At 69.9% G+C, this 21,240-nt stretch carries 23 protein-coding genes; 16 read left to right on the top strand and 7 right to left on the bottom strand.

The genetic code is table 11. From position 1 onward, the window contains the following. Window positions 1-119: 119 nt before the first annotated feature. The 6 genes from ACFLIM_RS25535 (at window position 120) to ACFLIM_RS25510 (ending at window position 8,029) form a co-directional block, all read left to right on the top strand. Window positions 120-1,793: an acetyl-CoA carboxylase carboxyltransferase subunit alpha gene (locus ACFLIM_RS25535; RefSeq protein WP_393169527.1), complete on the top strand. Its 1,674-nt coding sequence runs from the start codon at window positions 120-122 to the stop codon at window positions 1,791-1,793. Next, complete coding sequence (accB, locus tag ACFLIM_RS25530; protein ID WP_393169525.1) at window positions 1,790-2,284, top strand: acetyl-CoA carboxylase biotin carboxyl carrier protein; 495 nt, start codon at window positions 1,790-1,792, stop codon at window positions 2,282-2,284. The genes ACFLIM_RS25535 and accB overlap by 4 nt, the downstream gene beginning before the upstream one ends. A gap of 12 nt (window positions 2,285-2,296) precedes the next feature. Further along, window positions 2,297-3,718 (top strand): acetyl-CoA carboxylase biotin carboxylase subunit, encoded by a 1,422-nt coding sequence (locus tag ACFLIM_RS25525; protein WP_393169523.1) that lies wholly within the window; start codon window positions 2,297-2,299, stop codon window positions 3,716-3,718. Between the two features lie 43 nt (window positions 3,719-3,761). After that, window positions 3,762-5,780, top strand: coding sequence for a KedN5 family methylcobalamin-dependent radical SAM C-methyltransferase (locus ACFLIM_RS25520; protein ID WP_393169521.1), 2,019 nt, complete (start codon window positions 3,762-3,764; stop codon window positions 5,778-5,780). A gap of 72 nt (window positions 5,781-5,852) precedes the next feature. Then, window positions 5,853-7,337, top strand: a complete 1,485-nt coding sequence (locus ACFLIM_RS25515; RefSeq protein ID WP_393169519.1) for a peptide MFS transporter — start codon at window positions 5,853-5,855, stop codon at window positions 7,335-7,337. Next, window positions 7,334-8,029: an SDR family NAD(P)-dependent oxidoreductase gene (locus ACFLIM_RS25510; protein WP_393169517.1), complete on the top strand. Its 696-nt coding sequence runs from the start codon at window positions 7,334-7,336 to the stop codon at window positions 8,027-8,029. The genes ACFLIM_RS25515 and ACFLIM_RS25510 overlap by 4 nt, the downstream gene beginning before the upstream one ends. Before the next feature lie 71 nt (window positions 8,030-8,100). Here ACFLIM_RS25510 and ACFLIM_RS25505 read toward each other — a convergent pair whose 3' ends face one another. Together ACFLIM_RS25505 and ACFLIM_RS25500 are read right to left on the bottom strand one after the other, a co-directional pair. Then, entirely contained in the window at window positions 8,101-9,126 is a 1,026-nt protein-coding gene (locus ACFLIM_RS25505; RefSeq protein ID WP_393169515.1) for a methyltransferase, read from the bottom strand. Between the two features lie 33 nt (window positions 9,127-9,159). Further along, the gene (locus tag ACFLIM_RS25500; RefSeq protein ID WP_393169513.1) at window positions 9,160-10,341 is read right to left on the bottom strand and encodes a nucleotide disphospho-sugar-binding domain-containing protein; all 1,182 of its coding nucleotides are present in this window, start codon (window positions 10,339-10,341) and stop codon (window positions 9,160-9,162) included. Between the two features lie 177 nt (window positions 10,342-10,518). Between ACFLIM_RS25500 and ACFLIM_RS25495 the strand changes: the two genes are divergently transcribed. Genes ACFLIM_RS25495 through ACFLIM_RS25485 form a run of 3 tightly spaced genes read left to right on the top strand, consistent with a single transcriptional unit; the run spans window position 10,519 to window position 13,079 of the window. Next, complete coding sequence (locus tag ACFLIM_RS25495) at window positions 10,519-11,661, top strand: cytochrome P450 (RefSeq protein WP_393169511.1); 1,143 nt, start codon at window positions 10,519-10,521, stop codon at window positions 11,659-11,661. 24 nt (window positions 11,662-11,685) lie between these two features. Beyond that, the gene (locus tag ACFLIM_RS25490; RefSeq protein ID WP_393169509.1) at window positions 11,686-12,879 is read left to right on the top strand and encodes a cytochrome P450; all 1,194 of its coding nucleotides are present in this window, start codon (window positions 11,686-11,688) and stop codon (window positions 12,877-12,879) included. Window positions 12,880-12,884: 5 nt separating this feature from the next. Continuing rightward, window positions 12,885-13,079, top strand: coding sequence for a ferredoxin (locus ACFLIM_RS25485; protein ID WP_393169507.1), 195 nt, complete (start codon window positions 12,885-12,887; stop codon window positions 13,077-13,079). 9 nt (window positions 13,080-13,088) lie between these two features. Here the strand turns inward: ACFLIM_RS25485 and ACFLIM_RS25480 are convergent, their stop codons facing one another. Both ACFLIM_RS25480 and ACFLIM_RS25475 read right to left on the bottom strand, forming a co-directional pair. Then, the gene (locus ACFLIM_RS25480; RefSeq protein ID WP_393169505.1) at window positions 13,089-13,553 is read right to left on the bottom strand and encodes a MarR family winged helix-turn-helix transcriptional regulator; all 465 of its coding nucleotides are present in this window, start codon (window positions 13,551-13,553) and stop codon (window positions 13,089-13,091) included. 9 nt (window positions 13,554-13,562) lie between these two features. Further along, window positions 13,563-14,393: an SDR family oxidoreductase gene (locus ACFLIM_RS25475; RefSeq protein WP_393169503.1), complete on the bottom strand. Its 831-nt coding sequence runs from the start codon at window positions 14,391-14,393 to the stop codon at window positions 13,563-13,565. Window positions 14,394-14,584: 191 nt separating this feature from the next. On the opposite strand from ACFLIM_RS25475, the gene ACFLIM_RS25470 reads away from it, so the two are divergent. Continuing rightward, entirely contained in the window at window positions 14,585-15,175 is a 591-nt protein-coding gene (locus tag ACFLIM_RS25470; protein ID WP_393169501.1) for a TetR/AcrR family transcriptional regulator, read from the top strand. Between the two features lie 44 nt (window positions 15,176-15,219). Here the strand turns inward: ACFLIM_RS25470 and ACFLIM_RS25465 are convergent, their stop codons facing one another. Together ACFLIM_RS25465 and ACFLIM_RS25460 are read right to left on the bottom strand one after the other, a co-directional pair. After that, window positions 15,220-15,810, bottom strand: a complete 591-nt coding sequence (locus tag ACFLIM_RS25465) for a DUF2218 domain-containing protein (protein ID WP_393169499.1) — start codon at window positions 15,808-15,810, stop codon at window positions 15,220-15,222. A 33-nt stretch (window positions 15,811-15,843) separates the two neighbouring features. Continuing rightward, window positions 15,844-16,443, bottom strand: coding sequence for a class I SAM-dependent methyltransferase (locus ACFLIM_RS25460; RefSeq protein ID WP_393169497.1), 600 nt, complete (start codon window positions 16,441-16,443; stop codon window positions 15,844-15,846). A gap of 239 nt (window positions 16,444-16,682) precedes the next feature. Between ACFLIM_RS25460 and ACFLIM_RS25455 the strand changes: the two genes are divergently transcribed. The 6 genes from ACFLIM_RS25455 (at window position 16,683) to ACFLIM_RS25430 (ending at window position 20,393) form a co-directional block, all read left to right on the top strand. Continuing rightward, window positions 16,683-16,832: a hypothetical protein gene (locus tag ACFLIM_RS25455; protein WP_393169495.1), complete on the top strand. Its 150-nt coding sequence runs from the start codon at window positions 16,683-16,685 to the stop codon at window positions 16,830-16,832. 12 nt (window positions 16,833-16,844) lie between these two features. Continuing rightward, window positions 16,845-17,639 (top strand): pyrroloquinoline quinone biosynthesis protein PqqB, encoded by a 795-nt coding sequence (gene pqqB / locus ACFLIM_RS25450; protein WP_393169493.1) that lies wholly within the window; start codon window positions 16,845-16,847, stop codon window positions 17,637-17,639. Beyond that, window positions 17,636-18,307 carry a pyrroloquinoline-quinone synthase PqqC gene (gene pqqC / locus ACFLIM_RS25445; RefSeq protein WP_393169491.1) on the top strand — a complete coding sequence of 224 codons (672 nt, stop codon included), beginning with the start codon at window positions 17,636-17,638 and terminating at the stop codon, window positions 18,305-18,307. The genes pqqB and pqqC overlap by 4 nt, the downstream gene beginning before the upstream one ends. Then, entirely contained in the window at window positions 18,304-18,546 is a 243-nt protein-coding gene (gene pqqD / locus ACFLIM_RS25440) for a pyrroloquinoline quinone biosynthesis peptide chaperone PqqD (protein ID WP_393169489.1), read from the top strand. Before pqqC ends, pqqD begins: the two co-directional genes overlap by 4 nt. Further along, complete coding sequence (gene pqqE / locus ACFLIM_RS25435; RefSeq protein ID WP_393169487.1) at window positions 18,543-19,619, top strand: pyrroloquinoline quinone biosynthesis protein PqqE; 1,077 nt, start codon at window positions 18,543-18,545, stop codon at window positions 19,617-19,619. The genes pqqD and pqqE overlap by 4 nt, the downstream gene beginning before the upstream one ends. 330 nt (window positions 19,620-19,949) lie before the next feature. Continuing rightward, complete coding sequence (locus tag ACFLIM_RS25430) at window positions 19,950-20,393, top strand: ester cyclase (RefSeq protein ID WP_393169485.1); 444 nt, start codon at window positions 19,950-19,952, stop codon at window positions 20,391-20,393. Here the strand turns inward: ACFLIM_RS25430 and ACFLIM_RS25425 are convergent. Beyond that, window positions 20,337-21,161 (bottom strand): NAD(P)-dependent oxidoreductase, encoded by an 825-nt coding sequence (locus ACFLIM_RS25425; RefSeq protein WP_393169484.1) that lies wholly within the window; start codon window positions 21,159-21,161, stop codon window positions 20,337-20,339. The genes ACFLIM_RS25430 and ACFLIM_RS25425 overlap by 57 nt on opposite strands. Between the last annotated feature and the right edge of the window lie 79 nt (window positions 21,162-21,240).

Below are 21,240 nucleotides of genomic sequence, written 5' to 3'. Positions count from 1 at the left end.
AGTGTCGAAGACCGTGCTCCACGGCCGCTCGAAGACTCGTGGAGCCGGAGCTGCCGCCGGGGGCGGGCCTTACAGCCGTTGACCAGTGGTCGTTGAGGGCCGCAGATCAAGCTGCTGGCGTGGGAGTGCAAACGGAGACATCTGAAGCGGCACAGTGGATCAGTTGTCCTGAGTGCCGCGAACTCGTCTATGCCAAGCGGCTCGAACGCGACCTGGGCGTCTGCCCGGGTTGCGGGTCATATTCCCGCCTGCACGCGTCCCAGCGGATGGAACAGCTGCTGGACGCCGGCTCGGCCGTGCCCTTCGAGGCCCCGGTCACCGTCGAGGACCCGATCGGGTTCGCCGACTCTCTGCCCTATCCAGAGCGGCTGCGGCACGCGCGGGAGCGCACCGGGGGGAGCGAGGCCGTCACCTGCGTCACCGCCACGGTGATGAACCATCCGGTGATCGCCGCGGTCATGGATTTCCGGTTTCTGGGCGGCAGCCTCGGCGTCGGCGTGGGCGAGCGCATCGTCCGCGCGTGCGATACGGCGCTGCGGACCCGGACGCCGCTGCTGCTGGTCACCGCCTCCGGCGGCGCGCGGATGCAGGAGGGCGCCTACGCCCTGATGCAGATGGCCAAGACCAGCCAGGCGCTGGCCGAGCTGGACGAGGCGGGCATCCTGACCATCTCGCTCGTCACCAACCCGACCTACGGCGGCGTGGCGGCGTCCTTCGCGACGCTGCCCGACGTGATCCTGGCCGAGTCCGGGGCGCGCATCGGCTTCGCCGGTCCGCGGGTGATCCAGCAGACGATCCAGCAGGAGTTGCCCGAGGGCTTCCAGAGCACGGAGTTCATGCAGGCGCGGGGCTTCCTCGACGCCGTGGTGCCGCGCGCGGCGCTGCGGCCCGTGCTCGGCGCACTGCTCGGCATGGTGCGCCCGGACGGCCTGCACGCCCCGCCGTCCAAGGCCGTGCGGCTGATCCGCGACCCTGCGGAGCTGCCCGAGCGCGACCCCTGGGAGGTGGTGCGGCTGGCTAGGCACGAGGACCGTCCGACCACGCTCGACTACGTCTACCAGCTCCTCGACGACTTCCAGGAGCTGAAGGGCGACCGGCTCTCGGGCGACTGCCCGGCCATCGTGGGCGGCCTCGGACGCCTCGATGGGCGGCCGATCGTCCTCATCGGGCACCAGAAGGGCCACGACACCGTCGAGCGGGTCAGCCGCAACTTCGGCATGGCGCTGCCCGAGGGCTACCGCAAGGCGGGCAGGCTGATGCGGCTGGCCGAGAAGCTGGGACTGCCGGTCGTCACGCTCGTGGACACGCCAGGAGCGCACCCGGGAGTCGAGGCCGAGGAGCGCGGGCAGGCGTGGGCGATCGCGGAGAACCTGCGGCGGATGTCGGCGCTCAAGGTGCCCGTCGTGTCGGTGATCACCGGTGAGGGCGGCAGCGGCGGGGCGCTGGCGCTGGCCACCGCGGACCGCGTGCTGGCCTTCGCCAACGCGGTCTACTCCGTCATCAGCCCCGAGGGCTGCGCGGCGATCCTCTGGAAGGACCGCACGGAGGCGCCCCGCGCCGCGGCGGCCCTCCGGCTCGACGCCCGCGACCTGCTCCGGCAGGGCATCGTCGACGCGGTCCTGCCCGAGCCACCTGGCGGGGCGCACGAGAACCCCGTCGGGGCGGCCGACACCCTGCGCGCCGCGCTGGGCGCGATGTTGCACGAGCTGACCCGGTTGAACCCCCGCGAACTGGTGGAGCTGCGCCGGCGGCGCTTCCGCCGGTACGGCATCGAGGACGCGAGGACCATATGACCGACGATCACACCAGGCAGAGTGGCATCGGCGAGCTCCGCAGGCACGTCGGCGAGATCCTCAGCCTGGCCCCAGGCCCGCTGAAACGGGTGCGGGTGCAGGTGGGCGACATGAGCGTCGAGCTCGAATGGCCCGAGGCGGCCGCGACTCCCGCTCCCGAGCCCCAGATTCTCCGGGCCGGCGCGGCCGCGGGGGAGACCGAGACGGCGGCCGACGTACGCGACTCGCCGGACGCCGTCGTGGTCGTGGCGCCTCTGGTCGGGACCTTCTACCGTGCCATCTCCCCGGAGAGCCGGGCGTTCGTCGAGGTCGGCGACACGGTCGAGGTCGGCCAGCAGGTGGCGATCATCGAGGCGATGAAGCTCATGAACGCGGTCCAGGCCGACGACTCCGGCCGTGTGGTCGAGGTGCTCGTGAAGAACGGAGACCCGGTGGAGTACGGCGAGCCGCTGTTCGTGCTCGAACCCCACGACCCGCAGAGCAGCCACTAACGAGAGGAACGCATGTTCTCGACGGTTCTCATCGCCAACCGCGGCGAGATCGCGCTGCGCATCGCCAGAACCTGCCGTGAACTCGGCATCCGCACCGTCGCGGTCTGCTCCGACAGCGACCGGGACTCGATGGTGGCCCGCTTCGCCGACGAGTCGGTCTGCATCGGGCCGTCGGAGGCCCGGCGCAGTTACCTCAATCCCGCCGCGCTCGTCACGGCGGCGCTTCAGGTCGGGGCGGACGCGGTGCATCCCGGCTACGGATTCCTGTCCGAGGACCCCGACTTCGCGGAGATCTGCCAGGACGCCGGGCTGACCTTCATCGGTCCCACCCCGTCGGTCCTGGCCAGGCTCGGCGACAAGGCGGAGGCCCGCAACATCGCCAGGGCGGCCGGGCTGCCGGTGCTGCCGGGCAGCTCCAGGCCGCTGGCGACGCTGGCGCAGGCCCGCTCGCTCGCCGCCGAGGTCGGCTACCCGGTCATCCTCAAGGCCGTCGCCGGCGGCGGCGGCCGGGGCATGCGCGTGGTGCGGGATCCCCGCGACATGGCCCGCGAGTACGCCCAGGCCAGGGCCGGCGCCCAGACGGCGTTCGGCGACTCCCGGGTGTACCTGGAGAAGTTCCTCGAGAACGCCCGGCACATCGAGGTGCAGATTCTCGGGGACGGCCTGGGCAAAGTGATCCACCTCGGCGAGCGGGACTGCTCGGTGCAGCGGCGCCGGCAGAAGCTGGTCGAGGAGACCCCGGCGCCCGGGTTGTCACGTGAGCTGGCGGAGCGCATCTGCTCGGCCGCGGTCCGGGCCGCCAAGGCCGTCGGGTACGCCGGCGCGGGGACGTATGAGTTCCTCGTCGATGACGAGGACGGCTTCCACGCCATGGAGGTCAACTGCCGGATCCAGGTGGAGCACCCGGTGACCGAGATGGTGACCGGGATCGACCTCGTGCGCGAGCAGTTGCACGTGGCCGCCGGCTACGGGTTGTCCCTGCGGCAGCAGGACGTCGTGCCGCGCGGCGTGGCCATCGAGTGCCGGGTCAACGCGGAGGATCCGCGGCGGGGGTTCCTGCCCACGCCGGGGACCGTCCGCCAGTTCGTGCCGCCGGCGGGGCCGTTCGTCCGGGTGGACACCCACGGTGAGCCGGGCATGCGGGTGACGCCGGACTACGACCCGCTGCTCGCCAAGGTCGCCGTGTGGGCTCCAGACCGGCGCCAGGCCATGGCGCGCGCGGACCGGGCACTGGAGGAGTTCCACGTCGAGGGCCCTGGCGTGTGCACGACGCGCGACTTCCTCCGGGAGGTGCTCGGCCACCCGGTCTACCGGGCTGCCAAGCACACCACGGCGCTGATCGATGAAATGAACGTGCTCCAGCCGGGCGGTGCCGGATTCGACCGTCGCGCCAACCCGGCTCCAGTTATCCGCGAGCGTTCCGCCGAGCATTGACGGAACTATTCCGAAATTTAGTAGATCACGATTGGAGATCTACATGAACGCCGATGGCCGAATCATGGTCAACATTCTCCAGCAAGGCGTCTGGGACATGCCGTTCGAATCCATGCCGCTAGCGGCCGGATATCTCAAGTCCACCGCTTACGCAGACGCCCGGATAGCAGCCAGGACAGATATCAAAATCTGCAACTACCGGGGTGCGGTGACGCTTCCTGTGATGGCCGCTGACCTTTTCAAAGACAATATGCCGGATATTCTCGCCTGCTCGGTCCTGGGATGGAACTACCGGGCCTTCGGCACTCTCGCGGAGACCTACAAGCAGCTGAATCCCGACGGCTGGGTCATCTTCGGCGGGACGCACGTGGCCAACCAGGCCGACCGCGTCTTCGGCATGTTCCCCGAGGTAGACGTGATCGTGAACGGCGAGGGCGAGCTCATCTTCCGCGACCTCCTCACGGCCTACCTCGACGGCCGCTCGCGACACGGTCTCGAGGAGATCGCCGGGATCTCGTTCCGCGGCGTGTCCGGCGACACGGTCACGACGCCGGAGCGGGAACGGATCAGCGACCTCGACATCATTCCGTCGCCGATGCTCACCGGGGCCATCGAGCTGACCGACGCCGACGGCCGGTTCCGCTACGACGTGGCGCTGATGGAGAGCAACCGCGGCTGCCCGTACAGGTGCTCGTTCTGTTACTGGGGCGGCGCGACCGGGCAGCGGGTGCGGGCGTTCTCACGGGAGCGGCTGCGGGCCGAACTGGAGCTGCTCGCCAAGCTCAATGTGCACACCATCGCGTTGTGCGACGCCAACTTCGGATTGCTGCCCATCGACGAGGAGTTCGTCGACGACCTGATCCAGATCCGCGAGCAGTACGGCTATCCGAAGGCCCTGGAGAGCTCGTGGGCCAAGAACAAGTCGAAGGTCTTCTACTCCATCGTGCGCAAGATGAAGCAGGCCGGGCTGCGCAGCTCCTTCACCCTCGCCCTGCAGACGCTGAACGACACCGCCCTGCGCGAGATGAACAGAAAGAACATGAAGGTCAACGCGTGGGAGGACCTCGTCGCCTGGCTGAGCGAGGAAGGGCTCGAATGCTACGCCGAGCTGTTGTGGGGGGCGCCGGGAGAGACCATCGAGTCCTTCTTCGAGGGGTATGACCGGCTGGCCCGCAAGGTCTCGCGGATTGCCGTGTATCCGCTCCTGATGCTGCCCAACACGGCGTACTCGGAGAAGAAGGCGGAGTACGGCATCGTCTCCATCCGCGGCGACACCGACGACTTCGAGTACGTGCTCAGCCACAACACCATGACGTTCGAAGAGAACGAGCGCATGCAGCGCTTCCTGTTCTGGGCCCGGCTCATGGCGGAGTACATGGTGTTCCGCCACATCTGGGTCCCGGCGCTCCGACTGGCGGGACTGACACAGTCCCAGATCCTGCGCGACTTCGAGTCCTGGATCGAGAAGAGCGACGACGCCCGCGCGGTGCCGCTGCTGACTGCGCAGGCGCTCGCGGCCGCCGACCAGCAGGCCTACGGGCCCGCCCTCGGCTACCTCTACGGCAACGACGACGCCCGCGAGCTGCTGCGGCAGTGGTGGGCGGAGTCGGTGAGCCCTACGCTGCCGGCCGACGTCGCCCCCGTGCTCGACGAGATCTTCCGGTACGACCTGCTCACCCTGCCGATCTACCACAAGGACGGCGAGCGCCAGGAGGCCCAGCCGCTGCCGCTGGTTGAGGTGGAGGGCGAGAAGTACCACCTGCGCGCGGACGTCGAGCTCTACTACCCCATACCGGAGATCGTCGCCGAGCTGCGCGCGGACCGTGACCCGGACCTGTCGCCCGTGCCGGTCCGGGTGGATCTCTACTACAAGACGGGATTCGAGAACTTCGCCGAGACGACGAACCACGAGGAGATCGTCTACTTCATGGGCATGACCCGGGACCAGGTGACGGCCGTCAAGACCGCCGCCACGGCCGTCGAAGGCGCCGAACCCGACCTCGCCCCCACTGAGCCGAATCGCCTGCTGCCCCTTATCCGGGATCACGGCGGCTGCTCGTGAGCCGCTGAGCCGGGTCCGGTCGTCCTCAAAAGATCAGGAGCATGCTCCTCATGATGCCGCCTGGAGCGCGACATGACTGCTAAATCAGCTTTTGGCTACCCGCGATGGTTCACGACCATCTTTCTCACTGACATCTGGGAGCGTTTCAGCTTCTACGGGATGATGGCCATCCTCACGCTGTACGCCGCCTCCGACCGGAGCGAGGGCGGTCTGGGACTGTCCATGTCCGAGGCGTCGGCGCTGTTCGGCGCCTACATCGGCCTGGTCTTCGTGCTGTCCCTGCCCGGCGGCTGGCTCGGTGACCGGATCTTCGGCGCCTGGCGGGCGGTGTTGTGGGGCGGCGTGCTGATCGCGCTCGGCCACTACAGCATGGCCGTCCCCAGCGACGTCGGCTCCTACACCGGGCTGGTGCTCATCGCGCTGGGCACCGGCCTGCTCAAGCCCAACATGTTCGCGCTGATCAGCGGGTTCTTCGGGGTCGGCGAGCGGTCCAGGCGGGAGGCCGCCTTCTCCATCCTCTACGTCAGCATCCAGATCAGCGCGCTGATCGCGCCCCTCGTGGTGGGCTTCCTCGGGGAGACGCTCGGCTGGCACTGGGGCTTCGCCGCCGCAGGCGTCGGCATGACGTTCGGCGTCGCGCAGTTCGCCATGGGTGCCCGGCACTTCGGCGAGATCGGGCAGCGCGCCCCGCATCCGGCGGGCGCGGAAGAACGCACGAAGGTGTTCCGCCGGGCGGCCGCGGCCGTCGCGGTGCTCGCCCTCCTGATCGCGGTGGACGTCGTGGCGGGCACCTTCGCCCCGATGCACCTCATCGGCGTGTTCGGCCTGGTCGCGCTGACCGTGCCGTTCGTCTACTTCCGGGTGCTCTCGCGCAACCCCGCGATGGAGGATGGCGGCCGGCAGCGGCTGCGCGCGTTCTTCTGGCTGCTGCTGTCGTTCTCGCTGTTCTGGATGCTGGCGGGTCAGGCGGGGTCGATGCTCAACCTCTTCGCCAAGCACTCCACCGAGCGCGAGCTGTTCGGCTTCGTCCTGCCGGGAAGCTGGTTCCAGTCCGCGATGCCGTTCTTCATCCTGGTCAGCGCGCCGGGGTTCGCGTGGTTGTGGGTGCGCTTCGACGCCAAGATCGGCTCGGCGCTGAAGTTCGGCGCGGCGCTGGTCCTGGCGGGCGGCGGCTTCGTGATCATGTCGGGCGCCGCCGCGTCGGCCGAGGGTGGCAACGCCGTCTCGCCCCTCTGGCTGCTGTCGGTGTTCTTCCTGATGGCCTGCGGCGAGGTCATCATCGGCCCGGTGGGGATCGCCGCCGCGGCCGAGGTCACCTCCTCCACGTTCATCGGGCGCACGATCGGCCTGGTGTGGCTCTTCAGCGCCCTCGGCGCCGGGCTGAGCAGCCAGATCGTGCACCTCGCCGACGTGGTCCCCGACCAGTACTACTACCTGGGCGTCGGCGCGCTCGCCATCTGCGCCGGATTCCTGGTGGCCGGCCTCGGGCGCCGCCTGCGCTTCACCGTCGTGTCCCCTGCGGAGCAACCCGTCGCCGACAGGGCCGGTTCGGCGTGAGCACGCCGTCGGCCGTGCGCAGGACGGCCCTGGTGACGGGGGCCAACCGCGGCCTCGGCAGGGCGGTCTGCGACGCCCTCGCCGCGCTCGGGCACAGAGTGGTCGTGGCGGGCCGGCACAAGGGCAGCGTCCAGCGCGTCGCCGCCGAACTCGGCGGCGACGCGCTGGCGGTGGTGCTCGACGTCACCGACGACGAGAGCGTGCGCCGCTGCCTGGAGCAGGTGGAGACGGTGGACATCCTGGTCAACAATGCCGGGGTCCTGCTCGACGGCGGGACGTCCCCGGCGTCGGTGCCGCTCGACCTGGTGGAGCGGCACTTCCAGGTCAACACCCTCGGCGCCTGGAGGGTGAGCCAGGCGTACCTGCCGGGCATGCTCAAGCAGGGCTGGGGCCGGATCGTCATGGTGTCCAGCGGCGTGGGCGCGTTCAGCAACGGCCTGTTCGCGGGCGCGCCCGCCTACTCGGTGTCGAAGGCCGCGCTCAACGCCGTCACGGTGCTGCTCGCCGAGGAGGCCCGCGACTGCGGCGTGCTGGTGAACGCCGTCAACCCCGGCAGGGTTCGCACCCGCATGTACCCGAACGCCGAGCAGACACCGCGAGACGCGGCGGTGGACATCGCATGGGCGGCGACGCTGCCCGATGACGGTCCCACGGGCGCCTTCCTCCGCAGCCGTCGGCGGATCCCCTGGTGACAGGGATTCCCTGACAGCGATCCCCCGTAAAAGCGGCGTGACCGGCGGCCGGTCACGCCGCCCGCCGGGGATCAGGCCACCACTTCGCCCTCCGCCAGGTACAGCACGCTGTCGGTGGGTGTCACGCCGCGGAAGCGCAGCCCGGCCCGCTCGAACACGGCCTTGTAGTCGCCCTCGGTCCGCTCGCGCCCGCCCATGACCAGCAACATGTGCAGGTCCATGCTCGACGCGAACGGGTGCACCGGCGGATCGGTCAGGAGCGGGTCGGCGATGACGACCCGGGCACCCGGAGCCGCCGCCTGCGCGCAATTGCGCAGCGCCCTGGCGACCCGCTCGTCGTCGTACATGTGCAGGGTGAGCTTGAACAGGTAGAGGTCGGCCGGGTGCTCCACCTTCTCGAAGAAGTCACCGGAGGCCAGCCGGCAGCGCCTGGACAGCTCGCCCATCCTGAGGTCGTCCAGCACCACGCGCAGGGTCCGCTCGTCCTCGTACAGTAGCCCCTCGATGTGCGGGTTGCGCTGGAGCACCATCCGGAGGAGGGCGCCCTTGCCGCCTCCCATGTCGGCGAACGTGCGCACGCCGGTGAGGTCGAGGGCATCCACGATGCTCGGCAACATCTGGTCCGACCAAGCGGTCACACCGGAGTAGATCATGTCCTGGGCGTCGGGGGTGGCGTCGAGGTAGGAGAAGAAGTCGGTGCCGTACTCCTTGTCGAAGGCGCGCTCCCCGGTACGGACGGCCTCGGGAAGCTTGCCCCACATCGCCCAGCCCCAGTCGCCACCCGTCATCAGCCTGTCGTGCAACCGCTCGGGGTGGTCGGTCCGCATGGCCAGCGACATCTCGGTGTGCACGTACGTGGTCGGGTCGATCTGGCGGAAGATGCCGAACGCCGCCAGGGCGCGCATCATCCGGGTCAGGGCGTCTCGGTCGGCATCGAGCTTGGCCGCGATGTCGGCCACGGACTCGTGCCCGTCGCCGACCGCGTCCGCGATCCGGAGCCGGGCTGCAGCCAGCACGATAGCAGCGACGGACATGCCGTTGGACAGGCGGAAGACCGCTTCGGCGGGAGACGCGGGCTTCTGGGTTGATTCGATCATGGCTGACACCTTCCAATTGAGGCTGACGGGCGTTCAGGCCCGGACGAAGGCTTCGAGCTCCATGACGGTCTCGGTGGGAGCGGGCTGTTGCCGGATCTCCTCCCGCAGCCGGTCCGCGGCTTCGCGATAGGAGGGCACGGTGACCAGCTCGGCGGCGCGCTCGGCGATGGTGTCGAGGTCGGCCTCCGGCGCCACCGCGATGCCGGCGCCCGCGGCGATGAGCGGCCGCGACTCCATGAGCTCGTCGGGCATCTGTGGCAGGACCAGCTGCGGCACGCCGTAGCTCAGCGCCGTCAGCATCGTGCTGATGCCGCTCTGATGGAGCATCGCGTCGCACGACGGCATCAGCAGGTGCAGCGGCAGCGACTCCACCACCCGGGCGTTGTCCGGCAGCTCGCCCTCCGGCAGGTTCTTGCGGTCGGCAGCGGAGAGGGTCACGACGATCTCGACGTCGAGATCGGACAGCGCCTTGACGAGCTCGGGCACCAGGAATCCACGACCGCGGTCCGAGGCGCACAGCCCCCAACTGACCCCGACCCGGCGCCGGGGCGACGGCTCGAGCAGCCAGCCCGGCATCCCTCCCGAGCCGTTGTACGGTACGAACTGCGTCCTGATCCGGTTCACCTGCGACGGCAGCTGCATGCTGGGCGGGCAGTTGTCGATCGTGGCCAGGCCGAGGATGTCCACGTCGCCGACGCCGAGGCGCTCGGCCAGCGGCCGCAGCACGGGCGGCACGATGTTGCGCGCCATGTAGATGACGTCCACGCCCAGCACGTGCCGGACGGCCGGGATGCCCATGGCCGCGCCGACCAGCGGGGCGACGAAGCTGGTCGGCTCGTACACGATCAGGTCGGGCCGCAGTGCCCGGGTCTGCCGCAGCACGTCGTCGGCGAGTTCCTCAGCGAGCGCGGCGAACATCGGGAACGCCCGCCGGGAGACGTTCCGCCAGCTGCTGTTCCACTCCTCCTGGGACACGCCCTCCGGCGCGGTCTCCGGCCAGTCCGGCGGGTCGGCCAGCACGCGCTTCATCAGCTCGCCCTGGTCGACGTCCCGGCTGGTAGGAACGGCGGTCGCCCCTGAGCGCACGATCGTCTCGGCGAAGGAGGGCTCGCTGCTCACGTACACCTCGTGGCCGGAGGCGCGCATCGCCCAGACGAGCGGGACGAGATGGTAGTAGTGCGAACCCCAGTTCGTGGTGACGAACAAGACGCGCATGGGCCACCTTCCCTCAATCACGACTGCATGACTGCATGGTCGCGCCCACCATTTCAGGGCCTGTTAGAAGATGGCTGGAGGCGTCGGCGGCCACCTCCAGCGCTTCTCGGCCCGGCCTCAAGCGGCTCCCGCGACGATGGACACCACGGTGATCCGTCGTTGATGGGGAGACGATTCATGGAGTCCTCGCCGCTGAGGTTTCCGTTCGCGTGGCGGGCCGCCGCCGACCCGCCCGAGGAGCTGGCCACGCTGCGCGATGAGCCGGTCGTCCAGGTGACCCTGCCCAGCGGCGACAAGGCGTTCCTGGTGACACGGTACGAGGACATCCGGCGGGTGCTCTCCGACCCCCGCGTGAGCCGCAACCGGGATCGGCCGGGGGCGCCACGGATGACCGAGCAGAAGACGAAGGTCTTCCAGAACCCCCGGATCGACCGTGACCCGCCCGAGCACACCCGCATGCGGCGGCTGATGGCCAAGGCGTTCACCGCCACCCGCGTGGAGGGCCTGCGCCCGCACGTGCGGCAGGTCGCCGAGGAGCTGGTCACGGACCTGCTCAAGCGGAGCCCGCCGGCCGACCTGCACGAGGCGTTCGCCGTGCCGCTCACCCTCCAGGTCATATGCGGCCTGCTCGGCGTGCCGCCGGAGGACCAGGCCCGCTTCCGCGGCCCGCTGAACGAGGCCTGGCAGTACATGGGCGAGCTGATCGAGACCAAGCGCCGAGACTCTGGCGACGACCTGATCAGCGCGCTGATCGGGGTGCACGACGAGAACGACGGCCGGCTGAGCGGCCACGAGCTGCACGTCTGGTGCGTGATCCTGCTGCTGGCCGGGTTCGAGACGACGGCGTCGCAGCTCGGCAGCGCCGCCGTCCTGCTGCTCACCCATCCGGACCAGCTGGAGCTGCTGCACGAGGACCCAGGCCGCATCCCCGACGCGGTGGAGGAGCTGCTGCGCTGCCAGATCGCCGGCCATTCGCTGTCGATGTTGCGCCTGGTCACCGACGACATCGAGGTCGGCGGCGTGATCATCCCCCGGGGCTCCGGGCTGATCCCGGTCCTGGAGTCGGCCAACTTCGACGAGTCGGTCTTCCCGGACCCGATGCGACTGGATATCACCCGAGAGAACAAGCAGCACCTCGTCTTCAGCGCCGGACCCCACTTCTGCATGGGAGCCGCGCTGGCCAGGCTGGAGCTACAGGTGGCGCTGGAGGCCCTGATCCGCAGGGTGCCGACCCTGCGCCTGGCGGTTCCGCCGGGCGCGCTGCGCCACCACGACAGCCCGCTGGAACTGGGCTTGCGCGAGGTCCCCGTCGCCTGGTGAACGACTCAAGAGAGGCAGGCAGCCGTGAGCGCCAATCCCATCCCGTACCCCTTCCACCGTCCTGGTCCGCTCGCCGTCCCCAAGGAGCTGGGCGCGATACGCGACGAGCCCGTGCAGCGGGTGATCCTTCCCAGCGGTGACGAGGCGTACCTGGTGACGCGGTACGACGACGTCAGGAGCGTGCTGACCGATCTGCGGGTCAGCCGCAACCTGAACCGGCCGGACGCCCCGAGGGTGTCCAAGAACAACATGATGTTCCAGGACTCGAAGATGGACCCCGACCCGCCCGAGCACACCCGGGTGCGGCGGCTGGTGATGAAGGCGTTCACCGCGACGCGGGTGGAGCGGCTCCGGCCGCGCGTCCAGGAGATCACCGACGAGCTGATCGACGCGATGGCGGGCAAGACCCCGCCGGTGAACGTGTCGGAGGAGCTGGCGTTCCCGCTCAGCATCCGGGTCATCTGCGACCTGCTGGGCGTCCCGACTGAGGACCAGGGCCGCTTCCGCCGCTGGACGGACCACTTCCTGTCCACCGGCAAGTACACCAGGGAGGAGATCCACGCCGCGCTGGGGGAGCTGAACGCGTACATGAGCGCGCTCATCGCCGCCAAGCGCGAGCGGCCGGCCGACGACCTCGTCAGCGCGCTGATCCAGGTCCATGACGAGGACGACACCCGGCTGAGCGAGTACGAGCTGCACTGGTGGTGCCGGTTGTTGCTGCTCGTCGGTTATGAGACCACCGCCAGCCAGCTGGGCCTGACCGTGGCCAAGCTGCTCGCCGAGCCCGACCAGCTGAAGCTGCTGCGCGCCGACGAGTCCCTGCTGTCGGGCGCGGTGGAGGAGTTGCTGCGCTGGAAGCTCATGAGCGGCTCGCTGTCGATGTTGCGCTACGTCACCGAGGACATCGAGGTCGGCGGCGTGACAATCCCCCGGGGATCGGGCGTCATCCCGGCGGTGGAGGCGGCGAACTGGGACGGGCAGGTGTTCGAGCGGCCCGACGAGCTCGACATCACCCGCACGGACAATCCGCACCTCACCTTCAGCGTCGGCCCGCACTTCTGCATCGGCGCCGCGCTGGCCCGGGTGGAGCTGGAGATCGCGCTGGGCACTCTGCTGCGCCGGTTCCCGGCCCTGCGCCTGGCGATCCCGGCCGAGGAACTGCGGCGCACCGAGGGGACCCTCATCGAGAGCCTCATCGAGATCCCGATCGCCTGGTGAGCGGCATGCGTGTCACCGTGGATGCCAGCAAGTGCTGCAGCAGCGGGCTGTGCGCGCTCTCCGTGCCCGAGGTGTTCGGGCAGGACGAGGAGGAATGCGTCGTACAGGTCCTCATCGCCGAGCCGTCGGCCGCGCTGCACGACAAGGTGCGCGCCGCGGCCCGGCGCTGCCCCACCGGGACGATCCAGGTGCGGGACTGAAGGCCGGCTCTACGGCCAGCCCGACTTGTCGCGCATGCGTTCGGCATTGCGCCGCTGCTGCGCCACCTGGCCCTGGATGAACTCGGTGAGCAGGGCGAGCTGGTCGTCGTTGTAGGCCGCGAACTGGGCCTCGGCCTCCACCACCGCCTGCCCCCAGGCGTTGTGCGCGACGTCGCGGGCCTTGTCGGTGGGACGGATGAGCACCCGCCGCCGGTCGGCGAGGTCGCGGACGCGCTCGGCGAACCCGGCCTTCTCCAGGCGGTCGACGGCGACCGTCAGGGCGCCGGGGGTCAGGCCGGCCAGCTCGGCCAGCTCGCCGGAGGCCATCGGGCCTCGCGTGATCAGGTAGGCCACGCACCTCGCGTCGGTGCGGTTGAGGCCCAGCGCCTCCGAGATGGCCGCGTCGGCCATCTCGGAGGCGTTCTGCAGGTCTGTCAATGCCAGCATGAGCTCGTCGATGAGTTGCTGGCGCATGGACAGAGCTTAGCGGAAATCGGACTCATGCTCGGTCACCCACTCGCGGAAGGTGAGCGGCCGTCTGCCGGTGATGTTATGAACGGTCGTGGTCACGGTCGCAGGCTTGCCGACGGTCTCCGCGAGCCGGCCCAGCAGGGCGTCCACGATCTCCACCGGCGCGTAGGCGGTCATCTTCGCACGCACGGCGGCGGCCGGGATCTCCTCGAACTCCAGAGACCGCCCGAGCGCCGTCGCGATGTGGCCGAGCTGGTCGCGGTGGGTCATGGTCTCAGGCCCGGTGAGCACCAGCTTGGCGCCGTGGAAGCGGTCGTCGACCAGGGCGCGCACCGCGGCGGCCGCGACGTCGCGCTCGTGGATCGGCGCCGACCAGGCGTCACCGTACGGCGCGCGCACCACGTCGCCCGCCTGGATCTGGGGCGCCCACTGCAGGGCGTTGCCGGCGAACTCGTTGGGCCGCAGGAACGTCCAGAGCATCCCGGAGCGCTGGATGGCGTCCTCGAACGCGGCGTGCCGGGCGGCGATGGCCCCCGGCTGCTCCTCGGCGTCGTCCAGCACCTCGGAGGTCGAGAGCAGCACGACCGTGGTGACGCCGGCGTCCGCCAGCGCCTGGGAGATCTCGTAGGGGCGGTCGCCCATGGCGACCAGGTACACCGTGCTGACCCCGTCGAGCGGCAGGGTGCCCGGGCTGGACAGGTCCCCCGGGAGGACCTCGACCTCCGCGGCGAGCTTGGCGCTCTCGGGATTCCTGCTGATCGCGCGGACGAACTGGCCTTCCTTGAGCAGCCCGTCGACGACGTGGCGGCCGACACTGCCGGTGGCTCCGGTGACGAGGATCATCTTTGTCTCCTAACGTTGACTGATAGTCGTTGTCTTCATCATGACAATGTCTTGATTATCAAAAACTCTAATCAATCGAAGGTTTGATTGTCAAAACAAAGTGGGCACGTGCGTGATCGATCACCGTTTCGAGACAGAGTGTCGCGATCTCGTCACAGCGCATCCTCCTCGTCGGCTCGTATGCTGGCGGGGTGCCGAAACTGTGGAACGAGACGATCGAGGCGCACCGTCGCACCGTGCATGACGCGATCCTGGACACCACCGTCGCGCTGGTGGCCGAGCGCGGGTTGCTGGCGGTGACGATGTCGCAGATCGCCGAGAAGACCGGTATCGGCCGGGCCACGCTCTACAAATACTTCCCCGACGTCGAGTCGATCCTGATGGCCTGGCACAGCCGGCAGGTCGCCGGGCACCTGGAGCACCTCGCCAGGGTCAGGGAGCACGAGGGCGACGCCGGGCGGCGACTTGAGGCCATGCTGGAGACGTACGCTCAGATCCATCACCAGATGGCGCGGCAGGGCCGGCACCAGGGTTTCGGTCCCGACCTGATCAGGTTCCTGCACCGGTCGGAGGACGTCGTCCGCACCCAGCACCAGCTGCACGACATGCTCCGCGGCGCGCTGGCCGACGCCGCCCAGGCCGGTCAGGTTCGCGATGACGTCGCGGCCGACGAACTCACCGCGTTCTGCCTGCACGCCCTGCAGGCAGCCGCCGTCCTGCCGTCAAAGGCGGCCGTCCAGCGGCTTGTCGCGCTCACCTTGGCCGGGCTGCGAGCCCGCTGAGCCGGTCTGGCCGGGCTCAGCGGACGGTTTCGGCGGCCTTGGTCTCAGTGCGCTTTGGCGGATGCGCGGCGGCGGCGCCAGACGTGGGCGGCGATGAGGGCGGCCTTCACGAGGACCCCCACCAGGATCACGTTCGCGCTCAGGCTCGCCCATTGCGGGAGCGTCAGTACGCCCGCGACCAGGCCCACGTGCACGGCGACGACCAGGATGCCGGCCACCGTGAGGCCGAGCACGGTGTGTCGTCCTCGGCGCGGCGGGACCGTCGCCGGGGTCGCGCCGATGGTCGCGTCGGGGCGGCTCCAGTCCACGGTCAGGTTGTCCCGCCTGCTCATTCTGGTGAGGTTCCTGGTGAGGACGGCCTGGATGCGCTGCATCTGGTCCTCGTCCTGGGCCTCGATACGCAGTGTCAACGCCTCCGGAGTGGCCCGCAGGACACAGGTCCCCCCGTCGACGGTGATGGTCCCGTCGGTTTCCGACCACTCGGCCTTGACGTTCTTCGGCCTTTCGCCGCCCATGTGGGGGCCGCGGCCGGGATGAGCGGGGAACCCATGGCCCATCTGGCCGGCGTGCCGGCAGAGCTGCACAAGGTAACGGCTCGCGCGTTCGGTCGTGACACGGGCTTCGGCGGTTGGCATCGCATTCCTCTCAGGGGATTTCGTAGGTTCGGCTCAGCTCCGGGTGAGCGCAACGAGCCAGGCCAGGACGCCGTCGGGGATGACGGTGTTGTCGATCGTGCCGGCCTTGATCGAGTCGAGCTTCCACCCCTCGGCGAACGCGGCCGTGATCTCCTGCTGCGTCACGCGCCGCGGCCCGTACTCGCCCTCGCCCGGCTGTCGGTCGCTGAAGCACAGCAGGAACAGCCGGCCGCCCGGCTTGGTCGCCGAACGCAGGCTTTCGACGTAGGCGGCCCGGTTGTCGTCGCTGAAGATGTGGAACACCAGGGAGTCGAGCACGGTGTCGAAGGATTCCCCGAGTTCGGCCAGTCGCAGCGCGTTGTGGCGGAGGAAGCGCGCGGTGAGCCCTCGTTCGCGCGCCTTGTCCTGAGCGAGGTTGATCGCTTTGGGGGCGAGATCGACGCCGGTGGCGTCGAGGTCCAGCGCGGCGCACATGAGCGTGTGCTCGCCGGTGCCGCAGCCGACGTCCAGCACCCGGCCCTGGATGACGCCGGCCTGGGCGAGGTCGAGGAACGCCGGTTGCGGGCGGCCGATGTCCCACGGAAGCGGGCCGCTGTAGAGCTCTTCCTGCGACCCATGCGGCGTATCTGTCATGGAGATGCCCTTCCGTCTCGATCTTGAACACACCGTACTTGATATAGACACAATGTATCGCAAAAGCACTGCGAGGGCGTATGCCGTCCCGATCGGTGCCGGGCTTGGTGACGACGCGGAATCCCCGCCCGGACGCCTGGCGGTGTCGTACACCTCCTGACCCTTTACCGCATTCCGGGATAGCTCCGAAAAGATTCCGGCCATACCCACACATGACGCGTAACCGAGAGGAGACGGCCATGAGCGAGAAGAAGAGCCAGGAGGACAGGCGCCCAACGCGTGACCACGCCAGGTGCGAGCGCGGCCAGGAGACGATCTGGCACAAGCCCGCTTACCAGGTGGTCGAGGCGTCCATGGAGATGTCGGCGTACTTCCTGGCCGACCGGTAGCCGCGGTCCACGATGCGCCTGCAGGTCCTGGGCACGGCCGCGGGCGGCGGCCTCCCGCAGTGGAACTGCGCGTGTCCCGGCTGCCGCGGAGCGCGCGTCCACGCGTCATGGCGGCGGCGGCACGCCTCGCTCGCGATCGAGGTCGAGCCCGACCGGGTCTACCTGGTCAACGCCACCCCTGACGTCGGCGAGCAGATCGAGTCGTGCCCGTGGCTGCGGCCGGAGGGCCGCACGAGCCCGCTGGCCGGGGTGATCCTCACCGACGCCGAACTCGACCACACCCTGGGCCTGGCCCGGCTCCGCGAGGCCGATGAGCTGGAGGTCGTGGCCACCGAGCCGGTACGGCAGGCCGTCAGCGGCACGATGGCGATGCTGGAGCCGTACGTCAAGCTGGTCTGGCGCGACTTCGCCGGCATCGGGGCGCGCGCGGTGCCGATCTCCGGCAAGCGCCCCCGCTACGCGGCCGGCCGGCCGGACGGTGAGTGGGTGAGCGCGCTGGAGCTCGGCGGCCTGCTCTACGCGCCGTGTCTGGCCGTCTGGCCGGACGGGTTCGGCGGGTCGGCGGACGTGGTCTTCGCCGACGGCACCTTCCTCGCCGAGGAGGAGCCGCTGTCCTGCTGTGCCAGGACCGCCACGGAGATGGGCCACCTTCCGATCGAGGCCACCCGCGAACGGCTGGCCGCCCTGGACGCCCGCTGCCTGTACACGCACCTGAACAACACCAATCCCCTCGTCGACCCGGCCTCGCCGCTGCACGCGGGCCTGGGCGTCGAGGTGGCACACGACGGAATGGTCATCGACCTGTGATCGACTTCGAAGCCGAGCTGCGAGCCGTACCGGAACGCCGCTACCACTACCTGCACCCGTTCAACCAGCGCATGCACGCGGGCACCCTGTCCGAGGACGAGCTGCGCGGCTGGATACTCAACCGCTTCCACTACCAGCGGGCCATCCCGATCAAGGACGCTCTGATCGTGGCCAAGCTGGCGGAGCCGCGGCTGCGCCGGATGTGGATCCGCCGCATCGTCGACCACGACGGAGCCGCCGAGGGCGAGGGCGGCCTGGAGCGCTGGCTGCGCCTGGGGGAGGCGGCCGGTCTGACCCGCGAGCAGCTGTGGTCGGGCGACGGGGTGCTGCCCGGGGTGCGGCTGGCCGTGGACGGCTACGTGAACCTGTGCCGCCACGGCACCCCGCTGGAGGCGGTGGCGGCCTCGCTGACCGAGCTGTTCGCGCCGGACCTGATGAGGAAGAGGATCGCCGCCTTCGAGACGCACTATCCGTGGATCGACCGGGACGGGCTCCGGTACTTCGAGGTCCGCGTCGAGCAGGGCAGGCGGGACGGCGACGAGGCGCTGCCGCTGGTGCTGGCCTGGGCACGGACCCGCGAGCAGCAGCAGGCGGCGATCGCGGCGCTGGCCTACAAGTGCGAGGTGCTGTGGACGCTGCTGGACGCCGTCGACAGGGCGTACCGATGAGCGGCTGGAAACCCGCCCTCAGCCCGGCCGCGCACCTGCGTCGCTGCGACGTGCGCCAGGCCGAGCTGCTCATCGTGCCCGAGCGGATCGTGGTGCTCAACGACGAGGCCGCGGCGATCGTCCGCCTGTGCGACGGCAGCAGGACCGTCGAGGAGATCGCCGCCGAGTTCCCGCCCGAAGGCACGGCCGACGTCCGCTGCTTCCTCGACGACGTACGCGCCCAGGGATGGCTGCGGTGAACCCGCCCTGGGCCATGCTGGCCGAGCTCACCCACGGCTGCCCGCTGCGCTGCCCGTACTGCTCCAATCCCGCACAACTCATCACCAGGTCACGGGAGCTGGAGACCGGTGAGTGGGTACGGGTGCTGGCCGAGGCCGCCGCGCTGGGCGTGCTGCACGCCCACATCTCCGGCGGCGAACCGCTGCTCAGGAACGACCTCGCCGAGATCGTCGCGGGCGCGTCCGGGATCTACTGCCAGCTCGTCACCAGCGGCGTCGGCCTGACCCGTGAACGGCTGGCCGAGCTGGTCGGCGCCGGCCTGCGCAGCGTCCAGCTCTCCGTCCAGGGGCCCTCGGCCGCGACCTCGGATCTGATCGCCGGACGTACGTCGTTCGCCGACAAGGAGCGCGCCGCCCGGCTGGTCGTGGAGTCGGGGTTGCCGCTCGGGCTCAACATCGTGCTGCATCGGCACAACCTGGACGCCGTGGACGAGCTCATCGAGCTGGCGGCCGCCTGGGGCGCGAGCCGCGTCGAGCTGGCCAACACCCAGTTCCACGGCTGGGCGCTGATCAACCGGCGGGCCCTCATGCCCACCCGTGACCAGCTGGCGGCCGCGCGGGCCAGGGTCGAGGACTGGCGCCGCCGTACGGAGATGGAGATCATCTGGGTGGTGCCCGACTACTTCGACGGCACCGCGAAGCCGTGCATGGGCGGCTGGGGTGCGATCTCGCTGACCGTCGCCCCCGACGGGCGGGTGCTGCCCTGCCCCGCCGGCTACGACCTGCCGCTCGACTTCCCGAACGTGCGCGACCATCCGCTGCGGTGGATCTGGGCCGAGTCCCCGGCGTTCAACGCCTACCGGGGCACGGCATGGATGCGAGAACCGTGCTCGGGCTGCCCGCGCAGGCACGAGGACTTCGGCGGCTGCCGCTGCCAGGCGTACGCGCTGACCGGGGACGCCAGCCGCACCGACCCGGCCTGCGCGCTCTCGCCCGACCACCACCTGGTCACCGGGCCGGCCGGCGATGGGGGAGGCGAGTTCGCCCACCGGAGCTTCAGCCGCCTATCCGGGCCGATCCCGCCCTGCCCCTGAAGGCCGTCGGGCAGGGCCACTCGAAACGGGGCGGCGCCCACGTCAGCCCGTGAAGCCGACGCGATCGTCGCTGGTGTCGGGGCGGGTGGCGGTGGCCATCGCCAGCCGCAGGCTTTGGGAGGTGGTGCGGAGGGGTGACGTGCAGGCCGCCGTCCCAGTCGTTGGAGCCGGTGGCCGCCCGGTTGCCGGGCGGCCCTTGGTAAGGAATTTGTCTTCCGTACCGATACTTGCCCCAACAACCGCCCATCGGGCAACTAACATGACAAATCAGGAAATTTCGCCCGGCGTGCCCTCTTCTGGGCGTGAATCATCCCTAGAAGGGCCAGTTCAATGTCTGATCCTCGACGCCCCTTGGAGCGGCTGCGGAAGACGTTCAACCGCCACGACCTGGACGGCCTGGCGGACACCTTCAGCCGAGGCGCCGTCCTCGTCGCGCCGGACGGCGTGGGCCAGGACAGGGACGAGATCGTCTCGTACTACGGCGCGTTCATCGAGGCGTTCCCGGACTCCAGGTGCACCCCTCAGTCAGTGACGATCTGCGGCGACACCCTGGTGGCGGAGTACACCCTGACCGGCACGCACGAGGGCCCCTACCTGATGCCCGGAGGGGGCGTGGCCGAGGCGACCGGCCGCTCCATCCTCGTGCGCGCCTGCAGCGTCTCGACCGTGGAGGACGACCACATCGTCAGCCACCGTATCTACTACGACCAACTGGAACTAGGCGCCCAGCTCGGCGGCTCGCTCCGCCTTGCGGAGCACGAGAGGCGGGTCTGACCGCGCGGTCCCTCGCAGGAGATCGGCGGTGGCTCGGGTGATCAGTGGGGGAACGCCCAGGTCGGTCAGCATGTCAGTGGCGGCGCGCATCTCCGCGGCTCGACGTACGGCATGGCGGTGCGTGCCGTCCACCAGGCGCTGTACGGTGGCCGCATCCGCCGCGGCGAGTTCGCCGGCGATGTTCTCGCGCAGCCAGTCCTCGCATCCGGCCGCCCGCCCCGCCCGAAGCGCCTCGACCACGGCGGCGGCCAAGCCCTTGAAGAAGACGCTGCGCAGCAGTTTGCGTTCGGCGGCGAGCCCGGCGGGACCGTCGAGCACGTCTACCCGCGCGCCGAGCGGTGTGAGCAGGCCGGCATACCGTCCGGCGTGACGGCCGGAGGCCAGCATGGGTGTCCGCAGGCCACGCCCCGGGACCGGTGCCATCAGTGCGACATCGGCGAACGCGAAACCGGCTTGGTCGGCGATCTCGGCCAGCCGGCGCTTGACCGCCGGGGCCGCGGTGTTGAGATCCGCCCACAGCGTCGCAGGCGCGACTCCAGGCAGGGCGTTACGCAGTGCTTCCTCGGCGGCGGCCGCGCTGTTGACGCTCAGGACCAGGTCGGCGCCGCGGACCGCGTCGGCCTCGCTCCCGGTTTCCACGATGCCCGGAGGGGTGCCGGCGGCGGGGTCGTAGCCGTGGACCTGTGCTCCCGCGGCCACCAGGCCGGCTGAGATGGCCGACCCGGCCTCGCCCAGGCCGAGGACGGCAACTTGCAGGGAAACCGTCATCGCCGTCCTCCTCTTGGTGACACGGCTGAATGGCGTCAACGATCGATACAATATTTAGCACAGAATTGGCGACAATCAG

This window comes from Nonomuraea marmarensis, assembly GCF_043197025.1.
Lineage (GTDB): Bacteria > Actinomycetota > Actinomycetes > Streptosporangiales > Streptosporangiaceae > Nonomuraea > Nonomuraea marmarensis.
This window is presented reverse-complemented; position numbering and strand designations above follow the sequence as displayed.

What these genes read in the sequence shown, in the direction of transcription:
- ACFLIM_RS25485 (WP_393169507.1), top strand. Translation starts at nt 12,885, where the DNA reads ATGCGTGTCACCGTGGATGCCAGCAAGTGCTGCAGCAGCGGGCTGTGC.
- ACFLIM_RS25475 (WP_393169503.1), bottom strand. Translation starts at nt 14,393, where the DNA reads ATGATCCTCGTCACCGGAGCCACCGGCAGTGTCGGCCGCCACGTCGTC.
- ACFLIM_RS25425 (WP_393169484.1), bottom strand. Translation starts at nt 21,161, where the DNA reads ATGACGGTTTCCCTGCAAGTTGCCGTCCTCGGCCTGGGCGAGGCCGGG.
- ACFLIM_RS25455 (WP_393169495.1), top strand. Translation starts at nt 16,683, where the DNA reads ATGAGCGAGAAGAAGAGCCAGGAGGACAGGCGCCCAACGCGTGACCAC.
- ACFLIM_RS25480 (WP_393169505.1), bottom strand. Translation starts at nt 13,553, where the DNA reads ATGCGCCAGCAACTCATCGACGAGCTCATGCTGGCATTGACAGACCTG.
- ACFLIM_RS25525 (WP_393169523.1), top strand. Translation starts at nt 2,297, where the DNA reads ATGTTCTCGACGGTTCTCATCGCCAACCGCGGCGAGATCGCGCTGCGC.
- ACFLIM_RS25465 (WP_393169499.1), bottom strand. Translation starts at nt 15,810, where the DNA reads ATGCCAACCGCCGAAGCCCGTGTCACGACCGAACGCGCGAGCCGTTAC.
- ACFLIM_RS25505 (WP_393169515.1), bottom strand. Translation starts at nt 9,126, where the DNA reads ATGATCGAATCAACCCAGAAGCCCGCGTCTCCCGCCGAAGCGGTCTTC.
- ACFLIM_RS25460 (WP_393169497.1), bottom strand. Translation starts at nt 16,443, where the DNA reads ATGACAGATACGCCGCATGGGTCGCAGGAAGAGCTCTACAGCGGCCCG.
- ACFLIM_RS25495 (WP_393169511.1), top strand. Translation starts at nt 10,519, where the DNA reads ATGGAGTCCTCGCCGCTGAGGTTTCCGTTCGCGTGGCGGGCCGCCGCC.
- ACFLIM_RS25500 (WP_393169513.1), bottom strand. Translation starts at nt 10,341, where the DNA reads ATGCGCGTCTTGTTCGTCACCACGAACTGGGGTTCGCACTACTACCAT.
- pqqD (WP_393169489.1), top strand. Translation starts at nt 18,304, where the DNA reads ATGAGCGGCTGGAAACCCGCCCTCAGCCCGGCCGCGCACCTGCGTCGC.
- accB (WP_393169525.1), top strand. Translation starts at nt 1,790, where the DNA reads ATGACCGACGATCACACCAGGCAGAGTGGCATCGGCGAGCTCCGCAGG.
- ACFLIM_RS25520 (WP_393169521.1), top strand. Translation starts at nt 3,762, where the DNA reads ATGAACGCCGATGGCCGAATCATGGTCAACATTCTCCAGCAAGGCGTC.
- ACFLIM_RS25430 (WP_393169485.1), top strand. Translation starts at nt 19,950, where the DNA reads ATGTCTGATCCTCGACGCCCCTTGGAGCGGCTGCGGAAGACGTTCAAC.
- pqqB (WP_393169493.1), top strand. Translation starts at nt 16,845, where the DNA reads ATGCGCCTGCAGGTCCTGGGCACGGCCGCGGGCGGCGGCCTCCCGCAG.
- ACFLIM_RS25515 (WP_393169519.1), top strand. Translation starts at nt 5,853, where the DNA reads ATGACTGCTAAATCAGCTTTTGGCTACCCGCGATGGTTCACGACCATC.